The following is a 17,332-nucleotide window of genomic DNA, read 5'->3' as shown; positions in this document are numbered from 1 at the left end:
TCCATGAACCGTTCCGGCTGACGTTTCGGCCGACCTCGATCCGCGTTCGCCGTGTCTACCATCGGTCACGTGCCGAACCCTCGTGAAGTCTTCGTCATCCACGGTCGCGACGAGCAGGCCCGCCGGGCGCTGTGGCGGTTCCTGCAGGCCCTCGACCTGCACCCGCTCGACTGGGAGGAGATCGTGCGCCGCACCGGGACAGGTGTGCCGTACATGGGTGAGGTGTTGGCCAGGGCGTTCGAGGAGAACCAGGCGGCGGTGGTGCTCTGCACTCCCGACGACGGCGCTCTGCTGCACCACGATCTGCGTAGCGAGCACGAGCCGGCGTACGAGACCGGGCTCACCGGCCAGCCCCGCCAGAACGTGCTCATCGAGATGGGCATGGCGCTGGCCGTCCAGCCGAGACGTACGGTGATCATCGAGATCGGCACGCTGCGACCCGCCTCGGACACCACCGGCCGTAACGTGATCCGCTTCGACGGCAGCACGCCGAGCCTGCAGAAGATCGCCGGTCGTCTCGAGGGCGCGGGCTGCGCGGTCAACCGCGACGGCACGGACTGGCTCGACACCGAACCGTTTTCCCGGCTCGACGCCTACCGTCGGAGTTTCACGCCCCGGTCAGCGTGAAGGCACCCCAGAAGTACGGGTGCGCGAACCGCGTCGACCGGTCGCCCACCAGGTCCGGGTGACGCTCCCGCATCTCGGCCGTGGTGGCCGTGCGCAGCCAACGTTGGGCCAGGTTGAGCGCTCGGGCCGGCTCGTGCTCGGCGAGCAGTTCGTGGAACCGGGCCATGAGCAGGGCGGTCGCCCGGTCGTTGACCTCCCAGTGCGCGGCCACCACACCGGCCAGGCCGAGCTGGAGCATGCCACCGGGCAGGCCGACCACCTCGTCCGGCAGCTCGTGGCCGATCCGGTGGCTCTCGCAGGAGGACAGCACCGCCAGCCGCCGTACACCGACCGGCAGACGCAGCAGGTCGCGCAGGGTCAACTCGCCGTCGGCGAGCTGCACCCGGCTGAGCAGCACCTCGTCCGGCGCGGCGTGCCCGTGGCAGGCGAGGTGCCACACGGTGTGGCGGGGAAGCTCATCGAGGACGACATCGCGCGTGGCGTGCGGGAGGACGGTGACCGCGTCGGTGCGGCGCCCCCAGACATCGGCGACCGTGCTCACCTCCGCTGCGGCGTGCTTCAGGCTCGCCTCGCCGTCGCCCTCTGGCGCCGCGACGGCAACGATCGACGGCGGTGCGGCGCGCAGAGCTGCGGTACGCGCCTGAGAGGTACGCAGGATGCGCGCGCTGGGTGCGTAGCGGAAGTCGTTACGGTCGGCCAGGCCACACCAGCGGTACGCGCCCGAGGGGTCGCGTATCGTCGCGATGTGCACCGGCAGCAGTCCCAGCAGGCCGACCGCCACGACAGTGACCAGATCACCGTCGCCGAGGGCCCTGTCGAGATCGGCCATCCCGGCGTGCCAGAGCCAGGCCGCGACTCGCTCGACGCGTCTGCCGTCCTCCTCGTTCTCCAGGCTCGCGACCTGCTCCGCCACGGCCTCCCTGGTCAGCTCCGGCATCTCGACCAGCTTCGGGTTCCCCGAACCCCGAACGACAAGGGCATAGCCGCCCGAGCTCGCGGCCGCCAGGTAGACCAGCGGGCCTTCCACAGTGGCCCGCCGCACCTGCTCGAGGTCGTCGCCGGCGTTGAGTCCGAGCCCGTCGATCTCGCGGCCCACCCGGCCGAACTCCGCCGCGGCCCGTTGCAGGGCGGAGGTGAACCGGTCACCCGGTAGCAGATCACGTTCGGCCAGGTCGAGCGCGTGAGCGGCGGCCCGGTGCCGGGCGGCGAGGTCAGTGTGGCCGGCCTCGAGAAGGAGACTTTCCACCGCCGGATCGGCGCGACCTGTGATCTCCCGCATGGCCACGGCGCGACCGTTCTCCAGCGCGATCACGGCGCCGACCGGATCGCCGTCGCGGATCATCCACCACCCCGCCTCCTCGGTGCGGGCCTGCACCTGGGCGAGCAGAAAGTCCTTCGTTCCACGCTGGTAGAGCGGCCCGGCGGCAAGTGGCACGGCTTCCATCAGAGCCCGGTACGCCCGCGCGCACAGCCGAGGGTTGCCGGTTTCCTGCGCCCAGTCCACCCAGTTGCTGCCGACCCAGATGACGTCCGCCGGGCTCCCGGACCGGCTCTCCAGGTAGGCGCGCTCCCACCGCGCGGCGAGCCGGTCGTCGCTGCGCGGCCGGAGACCGAGCGCGTTCGCGTACGCCTCCGCGTCGGCCAGCCCGGCCCACGCCTCGATCCGACTGCCGCCCGGGGGCAGGCGCGTGACCCGGCGGAACAGTCGGATCGCCAGGAGCACGTCGGGCGGCTCGCCACGGGCCATAAGCACCTGCGCCAGCGACAGATCGGACGGAGCTCGCCGCCGCCGCGACCACCCGGCCAGGCGCTGCCCCTCCCGGCACAGCTCGACGGCCTCCTCCGCGCTCATCTCGCCTTCGGAATAGGCCACCTCGGCCAGGGTTCCTCGCATCGCGGACAGGTCGGCGATCGGCGCGCTCCCGGACAGGTGGCGGGCGTACCGCAGCTGCCGGATCGCGTCGGACCGCAACGCCTTCCGGGCCACCTCGTCGGCCCTCGACGCCTGGGCCAGCAGGTACCGGGCATTGCAGTAGGCGACCATCGCCTGCGTCTCCCGTTCGGCGGGCAAGCGGCTCACCGCGGTCCACAGCACCTGCATCGCCTCGCCGTATCCGGTGAGGTCGCCGCTGCGGCTGTGCTTGGTGTCCATGGCGTCGACCAGGTCGAAGGCCGCGCCGGCCAGTGTCAGCGCCTCGTCGGCGGGCAGCTCCTCGGCGGCCCGCACCAGCAGATCGGTGGCCTGAGCGAGATCATCCGGCCGGCTGAGGCTCATCGACCGCCGTATCAGGCCGCGCGCCTGGTTGATCAGATTGCCCTGGTGCTCCGACTGCAGGATGAACGCGTCGAGGTCGGCACCGAGGGCAGGCCGATTCGGACGGCGCAGCTGCTCCTGCGCATGGTGACGCACCGACCGTCGTAACCAGACCAGGACGAGCAAGGCCTCCAGGCCGGTGGCCAGCGTCGCCGAGCGGGCGGACAACCCGGCCGACTCCCGCAGGATCGGGTAGATCACCGGAGCGCCGCCGATCGCCGCGTTCGCCGCGATCGCCCATGCGCTGATCCGCTCGGTGCGGTAATCGCTGGCCAGCAACGTCATGTAGGCCAGAGCACCCAGCACGGTGGTGACGGCCGGAATGAGCCGGAGCCAGAACGCGTACGGGTGCCCGACGTAGTTGACTTGTCCCGCACACCACACGCCGAGCCCGCAGAGCAGGGCGATCGTGGTGAGCCCGGCGAGGAACAGGCGGCGGGATCGCTGTTGCTCGCGCAAGGTGCTGGGCCGGAGCGTGAAAAGCGCCACCAGATCACCGTGCATCGGCGGAGGCTCTGCACGGCACCGTCTGTACGGCCCACCCGTTCCGCGTCCGGTCGTGGTGAGCTCATGCCACCGAGTACGTGGGCTGGGCCATCCATCGTCGGGGACGGTTTCGCTGATCGTGCGACCTGGTTAGCAAACCGCCCGAAATGCGAAAAAAGGACATGTTTTGCGATGTGGTGCCCGGGGCGGGGGTCGAACCCGCACGCCTTGCGGCAGCCGCTTTTAAGGCGGCCGTGTCTGCCGTTCCACCACCCGGGCGGGTGACACCGGCGCGTCGACACGCGGCGGTGCAGATCTCACCGTAGCGGCTCGGCCGCGACGCGGCGTACCCCGACGGATGCGGCCGTTATGGTCGAGGCCGTGACCAGCGCCGTCCGCACGAGCCGGGCGCCCGACCACGCCCGGGCGGCCCGCCCGGCGGCGGTCACGCGGCGGGTGACGGCCGCCGTCCGGCGGCACCGGGCGGACCTGCTCGTCGGGGTGGCGTTCGTCGCCCTCGCCGGCTGGCTCACCCACGGTCTCTGGCCGGCGCCGGGCACGCGGGTGCTCGCGCTCAACCCGGCCGACCAGACGCTGTACGAGTGGTTCCTGGCGCTGGACGCGCGCGCCCTGCGCGGCGAGCTGAGCCTGGTCACCGGCCGGTTGAACGCGCCGGACGGGGTCAACCTGATGGCGAACACGTCGGTGGTGGCGCTCGGCGTGCTGCTCGGACCGGTCACGCTGGCGTTCGGGGCGCCTGTGACGTTCGCCCTGCTCGTCGCCGCGAACACGGCCGGTACGGCGCTCGCCTGGTACCTGCTGTTCACCCGCGTCCTGCGGGCCCGCCGGCTCGCGGCCGCACTCGGTGCGGCGCTGTGCGGCTTCGGGCCGGGCATGGTCTCGCAGAGCAACGGCCACCTGCACATGACCGCGCAGTGGCTGGTCCCGGTGCTGGTGTGGCTCGTGGTCCGGCTGCTGCGCGCCGCCGACCCGGCCGGTCGCCCGGACGGCCCGGACCGCCGCCGGACGGCCACCTCCGCGGCCGGGCTCGCCGCTGTCGTCACCGTGCAGGTCTTCGTCGGCGAGGAGGTGCTGTTCCTCGCCGCGCTCACCCTGGCGGTGACCGCCGTCGCGTACGGGCTGGCCGACCGGGACCTGCTCCGCCGGGCCGGTTCCGGCTTCGCCCGTGGGCTGCTCGCCGCCGCCGGGCTGGCGCTGCCGGTGCTGGCGTACCCGCTGTGGGTGCAGTTCGCCGGTCCGCAGAGCGTCGCCCACGGGATGTTCCCGCCCGCCTACTTCTCCGCCGACCTGATCGCCTGGACCCGCCTCTCCGCGCTGTCGGTCTTCGGCAGCCCGGAGGCGGTGCGGCTCACCACCGGCCCGGCCGAGTTCACCACGTTCCTGGGCTGGCCGCTGCTGCTGGTCGCCGTGGGCTGCGCGGTCTGGCTGGGCCGGCGCGCCCCGGTGGTGGCGATCGTGGCCGCCGCGCTGGCCATGGCCGCGCTCGCGCTCGGCCCGGAGGTGGTGGCCGGTGGTGAGCGGACCGGGATCCCCGGCCCGTACGCGCTGCTGGCCGGGCTGCCGGTGGTGGACGGCGCGCTGCCGACCCGTTTCGCGCTGGCGGTACTGCCGCTCGCCGGCACCGTGCTCACGCTCGCCGTGCACCGGGCGCTCGGCGAACCCGGCCGGGCCCGCCGGGTCGTCCCGTTCGCGGTCGGCGCGGCGCTGCTCAGCATCTTCCCCACCCCGCTGCCCACGATGGACCGGCCGCCGCTGCCCGAGTTCGTCACCGGCGGCCACTGGCGGCAGTGCGTACGCCCCGGCGGGGTGCTGGTGCCGGTGCCCACCGCCACCCCGCAGGATCCCTGGCCGATGCGCTGGGCCACCGCCACCGGTGTCGCCTTCGCCATGCCGGAGGGCTTCTTCATCGGCCCGTACGGCCCGGACGGCTCGGCCACAATGGGCACCTGGCAGCGTCCCACCTCGGCACTGCTCGCCGACGTGGCCCGCCGCGGCGTGGCGCCGGCGGTCGGTGACCGGCAACGCCGCCAGGCCGCCCGGGACGTCGAGTTCTGGCACGCGTCGTGCGTCGCGGTGACCGACGACACGCCGCACGCGGAGATGCTGCGCCGGACCCTGGAGCAGCTCTACGGGCGGCCGGGGGTACGGCTCGCCGACGCCTGGACCTGGCGGTTCTGACCTCGGTCACGGCGAAAGGCCCCTCCCGCGTACGGGAAGGGCCTTTCGTCCGGCTTCGTCAGACGCGGGCGGCGACCGGCGGGGCGGACGCCTCGGCGAACTCCTCGCGCGGGTCGTGCAGCTGGCCCAGCGCGACCACCTCACGCTTGAGGAAGAACGCCAGCGTCCAGTCGACCACCACGCGCACCTTGCGGTTGAACGAGGGGATCCGCGACATGTGGTACGTCCGGTGCATGAACCAGGCCGGCCAGCCGGTCATCTTGATGCCGTAGACCTGCGCCACGCCCTTGTGCAGGCCGAGGCTGGCCACGCTGCCGGCGTGCTTGTGCTTGTAGTCGACCGGCTCGCGCCCGCGGATCACGTTCGCGATGTTGTCGGCCATCCGCGCCGCCTGCCGCACCGCGTGCTGGGCGCTCGGCGAGCAGAAGTTGCCCGGCTCCTTGGTCAGGTCCGGTACGGCGGCGCAGTCACCGGCGCTCCACGCGCCCTCGACCACCCGGTCGCCGTCCACGATCTGCAGCGTCGGCCGGCAGGTGACCCGGCGACGCTCGTCACGCGGGAAGTCCGTCGCGTCGAGCATCGGCGACGGCTTCACGCCGGCGGTCCAGACGATGGTGTCGGACGGGAAGCTGTCGCCGTCGGAGAGCTTCACCACACCGTCGACGCAGGACTCCAGCCGGGTGTCCAGGCGGATGTCCATGTCCCGCTTCATCAGCTGCTGCACCGTGTAGGCACCCATGTCCCGGTCGACCTCGGGCAGCACCCGCTGGGTCGCCTCGACGAGCACCCAGCGCATGTCCTCCGGCTTCAGCTCCGGGTAGTAGCGCAGCGCGTCACGGGCCATGTCCTCCATCTCGGCGAGCGCCTCGATGCCGGCGTAGCCGCCGCCCACGAAGACGAACGTCAGCGCGCGGCTGCGGACCGCCGGGTCGGTGGTGGAGGCCGCCACGTCGAGCCGGTCCAGCACGTGGTTGCGCAGGAAGATGGCCTCGCCGATGGTCTTGAACCCGATGCCGTTCTCGTGCAGGCCGGGGATCGGCAGGGTGCGGGAGACCGAGCCGGGGGCGACGACCACGTGGTCGTACCGGATCTCCCGGGCCGGGCCACTGATCGGCTGCACCACGGCGGTCATGCGGTCGTGGTCGATCCGGGTGACGGTCCCCGCCACCACGGTGCACTTACGCAACTCCCGCCGCAGCGGCACCACGGCGTGCCGAGGGGAGATGTTGCCCGCCGATGCCTCCGGGAGGAACGGCTGGTACGTCATGTGCGGCTGCGGGTCGACGACGATGACCTCGGCCTCACGCCTGCTCAGCTTCTTGGACAGGCGCAGAGCGGCGTACAGGCCCACGTGACCGGCACCCACGACAAGGATCCGCTTCGGGTTCACGTCATCTATCTTTCCCCGGGTGCTTCGGGTAATCCCGCGCGAGACCCCCTTCTGTGACGGAGCACAACCCGTGTGACCTGCGCAACGTCCCTGGAGCGCCGCGTCACCTGCGCCGGAGCAGCCAGCCCAGCAGCGCGCTCAGCCCCACCGCCACCAGCAGTCCCACGACTGTCGCGACCTGTGAGCCGTCCGTACCGCCCACTCCCCCGAGCCACGCCAGCACCACGCCGAGCACGGCGCTGGCGAGCACCACGGCACCCGCGCGGCCCAGCCACCGCAGCACCACGTCCGGGTCGATCAGCCCGTCGTAGGGCAGCAGCGCGGCGAGCGCGCAGAGCGAGTGCGCCAGGTAGAGCAGCGTCGCCACGGCGAGCAGCCGCCACAGCGCCGGCGGCCGGTCGAAGCCGAGCGTGGCCAGCAGCCAGCCGCCGACTGTCACCAACGCGGTGAACGTCGGCCAGATCCGGCGCGGCCCGACCGCCGGCAGCACCGCGGCCACCGTCAGGGCCAGCAGCGAGCGCGCGGTCAGGGCCTGCACCGGGTACGCGAGCAGGAAGCCCGCCAGCACGACGAGGAAGATGCCGCCGCGTACGAGCAGCGGCAGCGGGCTGACCCGGGCGGCGGCGTACCGCAGCGCCCGCACCCGCTCCACCAGGGCGTCCGTCACTGGGCTGGCCTTCCGTTCGCGACTGCGGGACTCCGCTTCGCTGCGTTCCTCGCGCTCACCGGGCTGCCTCTTCGTTCGCGACTGCGGGACTCCGCTTCGCTGCGTTCCTCGCGCTCACCGAAGCCCTGCCTTCGGGGCGGTCGCCAGCCGGGCCACGTCGCGCAGCACCTCGTCGAGGCTGCCGGCGCCGGCCCAGCGCACCACCGGTACCCCGTGCTCGCGGAGCTGGCCGATCATCGTGTCCCGGTCCAGCCGCCACAGCCGGTACGCGACCTCGGCCCAGCCCCGTTCCTTCGGCATCGGCAGCTCGGCCGGCAGCGTGTCCACCGCCACCACGAACCGCCCGCCACGGGCCAGCCGGGCCAGCATCTGCGCGGACCGCTCGTCGAGCAGCGGGGTGAGCACCACCACGAGCGCGTCGGAGGAGAGCACCTGCGGTCCGAAGACCTGGTCGTACGGCTCGTGCGGGGACGACTCGGCCTGCACGTCGAGCAGCCACTCCAGGACGGTGAGGTACTGCCGCCGCCCGGTGGCCGGACGCAGCCGGCGCGCGGCCGGCCCGTACTCCAGCATCGACACCCGGTCGCCGCGGTGCAGGTAGTGCTCGGCGATCGCGGCGGCGGCCCGGACCGTGGTGTCCAGCACCGACGCGGTCCCGTTCACGCCACCGGAGCGGCCCGCCTCGGCCAGCACGTCCAGCAGCACAACCACCTCGGCGTCCCGGTCCGAGAGCGTCGCCGCGACGTGCAGTTGACGGGCCCGCAGCGACACCCGCCAGTCGATCCGGCGCAGCCGGTCGCCGGGCGCGAAGACGCGTACGCCGGCCAGCTCGCCGCCCTCGCCCGGCCGCCGCGACCGGTGCGCGCCGACGAGCCCGGCGGCCCGGGGCATCGCCTCGACCGCGTCGAACGGCTCGGTACGCGGATAGACCCGGGCCCGGATCGGCTCGGTGATCACCGCGCGGGAGACCAGCAGCCCGTCGGCGGCGGCGACCCGGACCCCGGCCGGGCCGATCGGGTGCCGTCCCCACCGCAGGGCGGTGCCGGTCAGTTCCAGGTCGACAGCGCTGCCCCGGGGTACGGAGGTGACGAACGGGCGGTCCGCGCCGCCGGAGCGGCTCACGTCCAGCCCGGCGCCGCCGAAGCCGACCTGCTCCACCCGGAGCCAGCGCGACATCCGGGTGCGGACCACCGCCAGGTCGTACCCGATCAGGTCGGGGTTGGCCACCGCGACGGTGGCGGCCAGCGGCGCGCCCTCGACCAGGTGGGTGTCCCCGACACCGAGTTCCAGCTCGGGCAGCGCGGCGGGACGGCGGCGCAGCGCGTACGCGGTCCCGAGCGCGAACGGTGTGGCGAGCACCACCAGGTCGATGCGGCCGAGCAGGACGGCGGCGACGAGCAGCACGCCGGTGAGCAGCACGGCCCGGCCGAGCGCCCAGGTGGGCGCCCAGCCGCTCGCCGCGTCGGCCCGGTCCATCAGCGTCCGGCGGCGTAGCTGGGCAGCGCGCCGCTGGCCGGTGCGGGCGTCGACTCCAGCACCTCGCCGACCACGAACGACGGGTCGACCCGGCGCAGCCACATCTCCGGCCGCAGCGTGATCCGGTGCGCCAGCGCGGGCGCCGCCACCGCCTTGACGTCCTCCGGAACGACGTAGTCGCGGTTGGCGAGCACCGCCCGTACCCGGGACAGCAGCAGCAGCGCCAGCGAGCCGCGCGGGGACGCGCCGACCAGCACCGACGGGTGCTCCCGGGTGGCGGCGGTGAGCGCCACGATGTACCGGCCGACCGAGTCCTCGACCACCACGTCCTCCAGCGCGGCCTGCATGGCGCGCAGCGTGGCGGCGTCCACCACCGGCTTGATCTCCGCTTCCTCGCGGCGGCGGGCGATCCGGCGGCGCAGCACGTCCCACTCCTCGTCGTGGGTGGGGTAGCCGAACGACACCCGCAGCAGGAACCGGTCGAGCTGCGCCTCCGGCAGCGGGTACGTGCCCTCGTACTCGATGGGGTTGGCGGTGGCGAGCACGTGGAACGGCTCGTCCAGCCGGTAGGTCACGCCCTCCACCGAGACCTGCTTCTCCTGCATCGCCTCCAGCAGCGCCGACTGCGTCTTCGGCGGCGTCCGGTTGATCTCGTCGGCGAGCAGCAGGTTGGTGAACACGGGCCCGGCCCGGAAGGCGAAGTCGCCGCTGCTCTGGTCGTATAGGAACGAGCCGGTCACGTCGGCGGGCAGCAGGTCCGGCGTGAACTGGAGCCGCCGGAAGTCCAGCCCGAGCGCCTGCGCGAAGCAACGCGCGGTGAGCGTCTTGCCGAGACCGGGCAGATCCTCCAGCAGCACGTGACCACCGGCGAGGATGCCGGCCAGCACCAGCTCCAGCGCGTCCCGCTTGCCGACCACGACGGTGCCGACCGCGTCCAGGACGGTCCGGGCGAGCCGGCCCACCTCGGCGGGGGGCATGCTCCGGTCCACGTCGTTCATCAGATCTTCTCCAGTTCGGCGACGATCGCCGCGAGGTCGCGCGGCGACGGAGGGCGGCGGACGGGGGTGTCGAGGAACGTCCACAGTGGCTCGCCCAGCAGGGCTCGGGCACGGGCCGGGTCGGACTCACGGGTGACGCCGTGCCGCTGACGCAGCCGTTCGTCGGCCAGTTCGCCGAGGCGCGGCAGGATGCGTTCGGTGAACCGCTCCCGGTTGTCGGCGGACCAGTCCAGCGGGCGTTCCCAGCCGTTGATCGCGGTGCGCAGCGCGTCCCGGGCGGACCAGTTCCAGGTGCCGGGTTCCTCACCGGCGGGCGCCCGGGCACCGGCGCGGGGCGGCGGCGGGGGCGACAGCGCGGTGGTGACCCGGCGTACGGCGAGCACGGCGAGAACCCCGGCCACGATGATCCAGATCGGCACCTTCAGGCCGACCGCGCGGAGCCCGACCAACACCACCACGACGACGGCGGCGGTGACCGCGGCGGTCCGCAGCAGCGCGCGGGCCCGGCCGCCACCGGACGGACGCTCGGCCTCCCCGGCCGGCTCCTCGCCGAACGAGAGCAGGTCGTCGATGCTGGTGCTCACGACGCCTCCCCCGCCAGGCTGGTCAGCTCGCCGCGCAGCCGCCGCAACGCGGCGCGGGCCTGGTCCCGGGTGCGCTCGTCGACCGGGTGCGTGGCGTACCGGGCCTCCCGGTAGACGTGCGCGAAACCGTCGAGCACGTCGGCGCTGGCGATCGCCGGGATGCCGGCCTCCGGGTCGCCCCGCAGCAACCGGGCGACCAGGTCGGTCGGGGTGTCGCCGGTGTGCCGGGGCACGCCCGCGTCCTCGGCGGCCTCCTCCAGGCGTACCCAGCAGGCGATCACGGCGGTCCGCGGGTCGGTGGAGCGGTCGTCCAGTTCGACGAGCCCGGCGTCGAGCGCGGCCACCACCTCGCGGGCGGTCCCCTCGGCGGTACGCCTGGTGCGCCGCACCGGCACCGCCCGGGTCGTGCGCCGCAGCGCGCCCCGGACCACGTTCCACAGGACGTACCCGATGGCGCCCAGCACCACCGCGAACAGCAACGCCACGGCGGCGGTGGCCAGCCAGTCGGGCACACCGCCCGACGTGGACTCACCCACGTCGCGGGGTTCCACCGGGTACGACGGCACCGCCTCGGGCGACGGGTACTCCGGCACGTACGGGATGGTGTCGGCGGCGGGCGGGATCCGGCTGGCCCCGATGGCGGAGTGACCGGCGGCGAACGCGGCGAGCGCGAGCAGCATCGTCACCGCGGCGACCGGCCACCACCTGCGCAGTACGCCGAAATCCATCCCACCGCCCCAGGTGCTCCTCAGTCCACCCCGGCCAGGTGCTTCGCCCGGGTGAACACGTCGTCCAGCATCGCCGGTGTGAGCCGTCCGGTGAACGTGTTCTGCTGGCTGACGTGGTAGCAGCCCAGCAACGCCGGCACCGACTCGCCGGACCAGTGTGCCCCATGGCCGAACACCGGCCGCGGCGTGGGCGGTCGCTGCCCGTACACCTGGCGTAGCACCGGCCACCACGCGGCCCACGCGAACGCGCCCAGCGCGACCACGACGCGCAGCGTGGGCCGGATCAACTCGACCTCGCGGTGCAGCCACGGCGCGCAGGTGTCGCGCTCGGCCGGGGTGGGTTTGTTGTCCGGCGGCGCGCATCGCACGGCCGCGAAGATGCGGGTGTCGCGCAGCGTCAGGCCGTCGTCCGCGGCGACGCTCGTCGGCTGGTTCGCCAGCCCGGCGCGGTGCAGCGCGGCGAACAGGACGTCACCGGACCGGTCCCCGGTGAAGATCCGGCCGGTGCGGTTACCGCCGTGCGCCGCCGGCGCGAGGCCGAGGATCGCGATGCGCGCGTCCTGCGGACCGAGGCCGGGCACCGGCCGTCCCCAGTAGTCCTGGTCGCGGAACGCCGCCCGCTTGACCCGGGCGACCTCCTCCCGCCACGCCACCAGGCGCGGGCAGGCGAAACAGTCGCTGACCGCGCCGTCGAGGTCGGCCAGGTCGGCCGCCCGCGCGGCGCGGGCGACCACGTCCTGCGGGGTACGCGACTCAGCCAAGCTTCGCCCGGAACAGTTCCAGCGTGCGGGCCCAGGCGGTCGCGGCGGCCCGCTGGTCGAAGTGCTCGGGCCGGTCCTCGTTGAAGAACGCGTGCGCGGTGCCCGGGTAGTCGAACGTCTGGCAGGTGCCACCGGCGGACTCGATGGACCGGCGTACGCTCTGCACCCCGTCGGCGGCGGACAGGCCGTCGGCTTCGGAGCAGTGGATGAGCGCGGCCTTCCCGGCGTAGTCGGCCCAGTCGGTGGCCATGCCCTCCCAGGGCAGACGCGGGTAGAACCCGGCGGTGGCCACGATGCGCTCGGAGAACGTGCCGGACCACAGGGCCAGGCTGGCGCCCGCGCAGAACCCGGCACAGCCCACCTTGCCGGCGACCTCCGACCGGCTCGCCAGGTATTCGGCGGCGGCTGCGATGTCGCTCGCCGCCTCGTCCATCTGGGAGCTGTTCAGCATCAGCCGCGGCTCGGTCGGCTTCACGGCCGGCCCGCCGTGCCGGAAGTCCGGCGCGAGGGCGACGAAGCCGGCCTCGGCGAAGCGGTCGACCACGGCCCGGACGTGGGGCACCAGTCCCCACCAGTCCTGGATGACGATGACCGCCGGGCTGGCCGCACCGCCGGAGGGTATCGCGAGATACCCCTCGCTCGTCCCCCCGTTGCCGGTGAAGCTCACCATCTCGCCCATGGGCCCGTCCTCCTAGCGGTCAGTCATCATTGGCTGGTCGCCCAGTTGGCTGCTACGTGCCGGTAGCGTGCCACGCGGTCACCGGCCCGGGGAAGACGGAACAACAGTGGCATTCACCTCCTGTTGAACCGCCGGACAGGCACACACGCCGGGTATAGCTATTGCTAAACTAGTCGCGTGGTGGCTGGAGACTGGGACGTCTACCTGGTCGACGAGGTGCGGCAGTGGCTCGGCACTCTCGACGCGTCCGCCCATGCGCGGGTGGTGCAGGCGATCGACCTCCTGGCAGAGCACGGACCAGGACTCGGACGACCCCTTGTCGACACCATCCACGGTTCGTCGATGGCGAACTTGAAGGAACTCCGGCCGGGCACCGTGCGTATTCTTTTCGCGTTCGACCCGTGGCGCTCGAGCATCCTCCTGGTCGCCGGCGACAAGTCCGGCCGGTGGAAGACGTGGTACCAGGAGGCCATTCCCGTCGCCGAGCACCGCTACGAGATCTACCTCAAGGACCGGGCACGAGAGGAGGGAAAGGCATGAGCGACTACTCCCGGTGGCAGGACATCCGCGCCGACCACGTCGCCCGGGCCGGCGGGGAAGATGCGGTCGATGCGGGTAAGCAGGAACTCCTCGCCGAGGTCATCGGCCACCGCCTCGCGGAGGTACGGCGAGCGCGCGGCTTGACCCAGCAACAGGTCGCCGACCGGATGGGCGTCACCAAGGGACGGGTCTCCCAGATCGAGCAGGGAAAGATCTCCGGCCAGGAGGTGGTGGCCCGGTTCGCTGCAGCGCTGGGTGGCCGGCTCCACCAGGCGATCTACTTCGACGACGGTGACATCGCCGCCATCGCCTGACAGCGAATCCCCCGCGAGATCTTGGAGGATTCCGGCCCCTATGAGGGCCGTTTCCTACCAAGATCTCGCGGGATCGAGCGCGCTTCAGCGCGTCGGCGTGGGTTCCGGGGAAGCGCTGGTGCTGGGCGCGGGCATGGCGGGCGCAGTCGGGGTGGCGCTGTCCGTGGGCGCGGGTGCGGGCGGGGCGATCGACGGGGAGGCCGGTGGGCCGAACGGGGCCAGCTCCGGGCAGTACGGGTAGGTGTTGCGCATCTCCGGCACCGCGCCCGTGCCGTCCATGCAGCTCGGCCAGCCGAGCCGGATCGGCACGCCGTTCTGGTCGAAGAGCCGCGCGTCGCGGATCAGCCGTCCCTGCGGGTCGTAGACGAAGACGTCCTCGATCCGGTCGTACCGGTGGTCCACCGAGGTCTGCTCGTAACCGCTGTAGACGTCGGCGTCGGCGCGCTCGTCCACCTGGACCAGCACGGCGACGGAGAACAGCAGCAACGCGGCGGTGGCGATCTGGTGCAGTTGTCGCCGCCACCCGGTGATCCCGCCCGAGCGGCGCCCCCACCACATGGACGCGACGATCGCGCCGATGAGCAGCAGCAGCCCCATGGAAGTGTTACCGCCCAGCCGGGGCACCAGGCCGGACCGGCCGTCCACCATCCATGCCACGACCAGGACGGCCAGCCAGCCACGCACCAGCCACCAGGCCGGGCGCAGCGGACGCAGGAAGTCGCTCACCGTCTCGTGCCCGAGCACCGGGCCGAGCTGGCGGTCGAGCAGGCGGATCTGCGTGGCCGCCTGCTCCCGCGCCTCGGCCAGCCGGTGGAAGCGCGCCGGTCGCCGCCCCTCCCCGGCGCCGGCGGCGGCACGCAGCTCGGCCGCGTACGCCTCGGGGGTGCCCAGCCGGTCCACGAGCGCGCCCTCGCCCTCGGCGGCCACCTCGGCGAGGTGTTCCGGCAGGTCCTCGGTCAGCTCGTCGCGGACCGTCGGCGGCAGGTCGGCGAGCGCCGCGCGTACCCGGTCGACGTAGTCCGTGATCTCCTGCCCAGTGACGGTCATGCCGCCATCCCCCGATCGTCGAGCAGTGCGTCCATGGTGGTGGCGAACGAGCGCCAGGTCTTGCCGGAGCGGGTGAGCTGGTCGCGCCCGGCGGTGTTCAGCGAGTAGTACTTGCGGTGCGGCCCGGACTCGCTCGGCACCACGTACGTGGTGAGCAGGCCTGCGGCGAACAGCCGGCGCAGGGTGCCGTAGACCGAGGCGTCGCCGACCTCGGTGAGGCCGGCCTCGCGCAGCCGCCGCAGGATGTCGTAGCCGTATCCGTCCTCGTCCTTGAGCACGGCGAGCACCGCCAGGTCGAGCACGCCCTTGAGGAGCTGCGTGGTATCCACGCTCAGCACACTAGTGCGTATTGCGCACTACCGTCAACGACACAGCACCTACAGACGAGCGGTCCACCCGATGAAACGGTCGAACAGGTCGGCCGGATTCGGGTTGGTGCGCAGCAGGTCGGCGGTTGCGTCGAACAGGCAGCTCGCCATGTGGATCGACAGGGCGACGCGGTCACGCCGGTAGTCGAGGAGCAGCAACAACCGCGCCGGCTGGCACGGCCAGGGGGCCGCGCACGCCCGGCACAACCACAGGGGCCGCATGGGTACGTGCGGCAGCACGGCCCGCCGGCCGCGCTCGGGTACGGGAGAACAGTTCCTCGCGGTCATCCCCCGATGGTGTCGCCTACTGTTGTCGCTGTCAACAGCCTGCGTAGTTGTCGGCGTCTACCGACAGCAACGCTGCCATCGTCAACCTGTGGAGCTGGTGGGCGTGTCGGAGATCCGGGCGATGCTCGGCAACGTGTCGCGTCAGCGCGCGTCGGTGATCGCCAACCAACGGAACTTCCCGGAGCCGATCGCAGTGCTGGCGATGGGCAAGGTCTGGCGGAAGTCGGACGTCGAAAAGTGGATCAAGGAACACCGCCCCGATCTGGCGACGGACTGAACCGACCCTCGCCGTTGACCAAGGAGTTGGCGTCCCCACAGGCGCCTCAATTGGACACAAACTCCTTGATCACCGCCTGAGGAGGCGGCGGCGAGAGAGCCGGAGGGCTAGGCGAGGCTCCAGGCGATGCCGTCGAGGATGTCGTGCTCGGAGGCGACCACCGAGGGCATCCCGGCCCGCTCCATGATCACTCGCAGCACCAGCGCGCCCGCGCCGATCACGTCGGCCCGTCCCGGGTGCATCACCGGGTACGCCAGCCGCTGCTCGCTGCTCTTGCCGAGCAGGTCGGCGGTCACCTCGGCCACCTGCTCGTACGAGACCCGGGCGTGGTGGATGCGGCTGGGGTCGTACTCCCGGAGCCCTTGCGCCAGGGCGACCACTGTGGTGACCGAACCGGCGAGCCCGACCAGCGTGGCGGCCTCGCGGCCGGGCACGGCGGCGAGCGCACGGTCGACGGCGGCGGCGATGTCGGCCTCGGCGGCGGCGATCTGCGCCGCTGTCGGCGGGTCGCCGTGCAGGTGCCGTTCGGTCATCCGGACGCAGCCGATGTCCACCGAGATCGCGCCGCGCACGCCGTCGGCGCGGGTGCCGACGACGAACTCGGTCGAGCCGCCGCCGATGTCGACCACCAGGTACGGCGGTTCGGCGTCGGCGGGCAGGCCGCGCACCGCGCCGGTGAACGACAGGCGTGCCTCCTCATCGCCGGTCACCACCTCGGGCGGTACGCCGAGCGTGCGCTCGACCATGGCGCGGAAGTCGGCGGCGTTGGAGGCGTCGCGGGAGGCCGAGGTGGCGCACATGCGTACCCGCTCGACGCCGGACTTCTCGATCTCGGCCGCGTAGTCGGCGAGCGCCACCCGGGTCCGCTCGATCGCCTCCGGGGCGAGCATGCCGGTCTGGTCGACGCCCTGCCCCAGCCGGACGATCTCCATCCGCCGGCTGACGTCCACCAGCGGCGCCGTCTCCCCGGCCGACGCTTCTGGCAGGTCGGCGATCAGCAGTCGGATCGAGTTGGTCCCGCAGTCGATGGCGGCCACACGCGCACTCACGGCGCCCACCCTACGGCAGCCCGCCCGGGGTCAGAGGCGCAGCAGCATGCGGGTGTTGCCCAGGGTGTTGGGCTTGACGCGTTCCAGGTCCAGGAACTCGGCCACGCCCTCGTCGTACGAGCGCAGGAGCTGCTCGTAGACGGGCTGCGGGACGGGTGCGCCGTCGATCTCGCGGAAGCCGAACGAGCCGAAGAAGCCGGTCTCGAACGTCAGCACGAAGATCCGGGCGATGCCCAGCTCCCGCGCCGCGTCGATCAGCTCACCGACGATCCGGTGCCCGATCCGGTGGCCCCGGCAGGACGGGTCGACCGCCACCGTCCGGATCTCCGCCAGGTCCTCCCACATGACGTGCAGCGCGCCGCAGCCGACCACAGTGCCGTCCGACGTCACCGCGACGCGGAACTCCTGCACGTCCTCGTACAGCGTCACAGTCGCCTTGCTGAGCAGCCGCCGGTCGTCGGTGTAGGTGTCCACCAGCCGCCGGATCCCGCGCACGTCGGTGGTGCGGGCCCGGCGCACAGTGATCTCGTCGACGCTCAT

19 protein-coding genes and 1 tRNA gene are annotated in these 17,332 nt (G+C 72.7%); 5 read left to right on the top strand and 15 right to left on the bottom strand.

The window, feature by feature from the left end; genetic code table 11:
- Nucleotides 1-69: 69 nt before the first annotated feature.
- Nucleotides 70-627 carry a nucleotide-binding protein gene (locus ACN27D_RS20515; protein WP_421499735.1) on the top strand — a complete coding sequence of 186 codons (558 nt, stop codon included), beginning with the start codon at nt 70-72 and terminating at the stop codon, nt 625-627.
- Here ACN27D_RS20515 and ACN27D_RS20510 read toward each other — a convergent pair.
- The gene (locus tag ACN27D_RS20510; RefSeq protein ID WP_421499734.1) at nt 608-3,445 is read right to left on the bottom strand and encodes a CHAT domain-containing protein; all 2,838 of its coding nucleotides are present in this window, start codon (nt 3,443-3,445) and stop codon (nt 608-610) included. The two genes, ACN27D_RS20515 and ACN27D_RS20510, sit on opposite strands and share 20 nt — an antisense overlap.
- Before the next feature lie 177 nt (nt 3,446-3,622).
- Nucleotides 3,623-3,706, bottom strand: a tRNA-Leu gene (locus ACN27D_RS20505).
- A gap of 90 nt (nt 3,707-3,796) precedes the next feature.
- Here ACN27D_RS20505 and ACN27D_RS20500 point away from each other — a divergent pair.
- Nucleotides 3,797-5,626, top strand: a complete 1,830-nt coding sequence (locus ACN27D_RS20500; RefSeq protein WP_421499733.1) for a hypothetical protein — start codon at nt 3,797-3,799, stop codon at nt 5,624-5,626.
- Between the two features lie 58 nt (nt 5,627-5,684).
- Here ACN27D_RS20500 and ACN27D_RS20495 read toward each other — a convergent pair whose 3' ends face one another.
- From ACN27D_RS20495 to ACN27D_RS20460, 8 genes are all read right to left on the bottom strand, one after another.
- Nucleotides 5,685-7,016 carry an NAD(P)/FAD-dependent oxidoreductase gene (locus tag ACN27D_RS20495; protein ID WP_047891391.1) on the bottom strand — a complete coding sequence of 444 codons (1,332 nt, stop codon included), beginning with the start codon at nt 7,014-7,016 and terminating at the stop codon, nt 5,685-5,687.
- A 103-nt stretch (nt 7,017-7,119) separates the two neighbouring features.
- On the bottom strand, nt 7,120-7,683 hold the full coding sequence (locus tag ACN27D_RS20490) for a hypothetical protein (RefSeq protein ID WP_350814640.1): 564 nt from the start codon (nt 7,681-7,683) through the stop codon (nt 7,120-7,122).
- Nucleotides 7,684-7,797: 114 nt separating this feature from the next.
- Nucleotides 7,798-9,159 carry a DUF58 domain-containing protein gene (locus ACN27D_RS20485; protein ID WP_421499732.1) on the bottom strand — a complete coding sequence of 454 codons (1,362 nt, stop codon included), beginning with the start codon at nt 9,157-9,159 and terminating at the stop codon, nt 7,798-7,800.
- On the bottom strand, nt 9,159-10,157 hold the full coding sequence (locus ACN27D_RS20480; protein ID WP_121684826.1) for an AAA family ATPase: 999 nt from the start codon (nt 10,155-10,157) through the stop codon (nt 9,159-9,161). The genes ACN27D_RS20485 and ACN27D_RS20480 overlap by 1 nt, the downstream gene beginning before the upstream one ends.
- Nucleotides 10,157-10,741 (bottom strand): hypothetical protein, encoded by a 585-nt coding sequence (locus tag ACN27D_RS20475; protein WP_121684827.1) that lies wholly within the window; start codon nt 10,739-10,741, stop codon nt 10,157-10,159. Before ACN27D_RS20475 ends, ACN27D_RS20480 begins: the two co-directional genes overlap by 1 nt.
- On the bottom strand, nt 10,738-11,469 hold the full coding sequence (locus ACN27D_RS20470; RefSeq protein ID WP_421499731.1) for a DUF4129 domain-containing protein: 732 nt from the start codon (nt 11,467-11,469) through the stop codon (nt 10,738-10,740). Before ACN27D_RS20470 ends, ACN27D_RS20475 begins: the two co-directional genes overlap by 4 nt.
- 20 nt (nt 11,470-11,489) lie before the next feature.
- On the bottom strand, nt 11,490-12,203 hold the full coding sequence (locus tag ACN27D_RS20465) for a uracil-DNA glycosylase (protein ID WP_252449832.1): 714 nt from the start codon (nt 12,201-12,203) through the stop codon (nt 11,490-11,492).
- 19 nt (nt 12,204-12,222) lie between these two features.
- The gene (locus ACN27D_RS20460) at nt 12,223-12,909 is read right to left on the bottom strand and encodes a dienelactone hydrolase family protein (RefSeq protein WP_120571597.1); all 687 of its coding nucleotides are present in this window, start codon (nt 12,907-12,909) and stop codon (nt 12,223-12,225) included.
- 177 nt (nt 12,910-13,086) lie between these two features.
- Between ACN27D_RS20460 and ACN27D_RS20455 the strand changes: the two genes are divergently transcribed.
- Nucleotides 13,087-13,449 carry a type II toxin-antitoxin system RelE/ParE family toxin gene (locus ACN27D_RS20455; protein WP_358169524.1) on the top strand — a complete coding sequence of 121 codons (363 nt, stop codon included), beginning with the start codon at nt 13,087-13,089 and terminating at the stop codon, nt 13,447-13,449.
- On the top strand, nt 13,446-13,763 hold the full coding sequence (locus ACN27D_RS20450) for a helix-turn-helix domain-containing protein (protein ID WP_358169522.1): 318 nt from the start codon (nt 13,446-13,448) through the stop codon (nt 13,761-13,763). Before ACN27D_RS20455 ends, ACN27D_RS20450 begins: the two co-directional genes overlap by 4 nt.
- A gap of 84 nt (nt 13,764-13,847) precedes the next feature.
- Here ACN27D_RS20450 and ACN27D_RS20445 read toward each other — a convergent pair whose 3' ends face one another.
- The 3 genes from ACN27D_RS20445 to ACN27D_RS20435 are packed head-to-tail and all read right to left on the bottom strand — an operon-like array spanning nt 13,848 to nt 15,466.
- On the bottom strand, nt 13,848-14,810 hold the full coding sequence (locus tag ACN27D_RS20445) for an HAAS signaling domain-containing protein (RefSeq protein ID WP_358169521.1): 963 nt from the start codon (nt 14,808-14,810) through the stop codon (nt 13,848-13,850).
- Nucleotides 14,807-15,139, bottom strand: coding sequence for a PadR family transcriptional regulator (locus ACN27D_RS20440; RefSeq protein WP_041798804.1), 333 nt, complete (start codon nt 15,137-15,139; stop codon nt 14,807-14,809). The genes ACN27D_RS20445 and ACN27D_RS20440 overlap by 4 nt, the downstream gene beginning before the upstream one ends.
- Nucleotides 15,140-15,187: 48 nt before the next feature.
- Entirely contained in the window at nt 15,188-15,466 is a 279-nt protein-coding gene (locus tag ACN27D_RS20435) for a hypothetical protein (RefSeq protein ID WP_421499730.1), read from the bottom strand.
- A gap of 88 nt (nt 15,467-15,554) precedes the next feature.
- Here ACN27D_RS20435 and ACN27D_RS20430 point away from each other — a divergent pair, with 88 nt between their 5' ends.
- Nucleotides 15,555-15,743: a hypothetical protein gene (locus ACN27D_RS20430; RefSeq protein ID WP_205775921.1), complete on the top strand. Its 189-nt coding sequence runs from the start codon at nt 15,555-15,557 to the stop codon at nt 15,741-15,743.
- 107 nt (nt 15,744-15,850) lie between these two features.
- Here the strand turns inward: ACN27D_RS20430 and ACN27D_RS20425 are convergent, their stop codons facing one another.
- Together ACN27D_RS20425 and ACN27D_RS20420 are read right to left on the bottom strand one after the other, a co-directional pair.
- Nucleotides 15,851-16,780 carry a Ppx/GppA phosphatase family protein gene (locus ACN27D_RS20425; RefSeq protein ID WP_358170448.1) on the bottom strand — a complete coding sequence of 310 codons (930 nt, stop codon included), beginning with the start codon at nt 16,778-16,780 and terminating at the stop codon, nt 15,851-15,853.
- Between the two features lie 42 nt (nt 16,781-16,822).
- Complete coding sequence (locus ACN27D_RS20420; RefSeq protein ID WP_252449820.1) at nt 16,823-17,332, bottom strand: amino-acid N-acetyltransferase; 510 nt, start codon at nt 17,330-17,332, stop codon at nt 16,823-16,825.

Source organism: Micromonospora sp. WMMD1274, assembly GCF_049179035.1.
Classification (GTDB): domain Bacteria; phylum Actinomycetota; class Actinomycetes; order Mycobacteriales; family Micromonosporaceae; genus Micromonospora; species Micromonospora tulbaghiae.
This window is presented reverse-complemented; position numbering and strand designations above follow the sequence as displayed.

Bases quoted from the DNA above. Each gene is read 5' to 3' on its own strand.
- ACN27D_RS20435 (WP_421499730.1), bottom strand. From the start codon at position 15,466: ATGACCGCGAGGAACTGTTCTCCCGTACCCGAGCGCGGCCGGCGGGCC.
- ACN27D_RS20510 (WP_421499734.1), bottom strand. From the start codon at position 3,445: ATGCACGGTGATCTGGTGGCGCTTTTCACGCTCCGGCCCAGCACCTTG.
- ACN27D_RS20500 (WP_421499733.1), top strand. From the start codon at position 3,797: ATGGTCGAGGCCGTGACCAGCGCCGTCCGCACGAGCCGGGCGCCCGAC.
- ACN27D_RS20485 (WP_421499732.1), bottom strand. From the start codon at position 9,159: ATGGACCGGGCCGACGCGGCGAGCGGCTGGGCGCCCACCTGGGCGCTC.
- ACN27D_RS20470 (WP_421499731.1), bottom strand. From the start codon at position 11,469: ATGGATTTCGGCGTACTGCGCAGGTGGTGGCCGGTCGCCGCGGTGACG.
- ACN27D_RS20460 (WP_120571597.1), bottom strand. From the start codon at position 12,909: ATGGGCGAGATGGTGAGCTTCACCGGCAACGGGGGGACGAGCGAGGGG.
- ACN27D_RS20450 (WP_358169522.1), top strand. From the start codon at position 13,446: ATGAGCGACTACTCCCGGTGGCAGGACATCCGCGCCGACCACGTCGCC.
- ACN27D_RS20445 (WP_358169521.1), bottom strand. From the start codon at position 14,810: ATGACCGTCACTGGGCAGGAGATCACGGACTACGTCGACCGGGTACGC.
- ACN27D_RS20480 (WP_121684826.1), bottom strand. From the start codon at position 10,157: ATGAACGACGTGGACCGGAGCATGCCCCCCGCCGAGGTGGGCCGGCTC.
- ACN27D_RS20420 (WP_252449820.1), bottom strand. From the start codon at position 17,332: ATGAGCGTCGACGAGATCACTGTGCGCCGGGCCCGCACCACCGACGTG.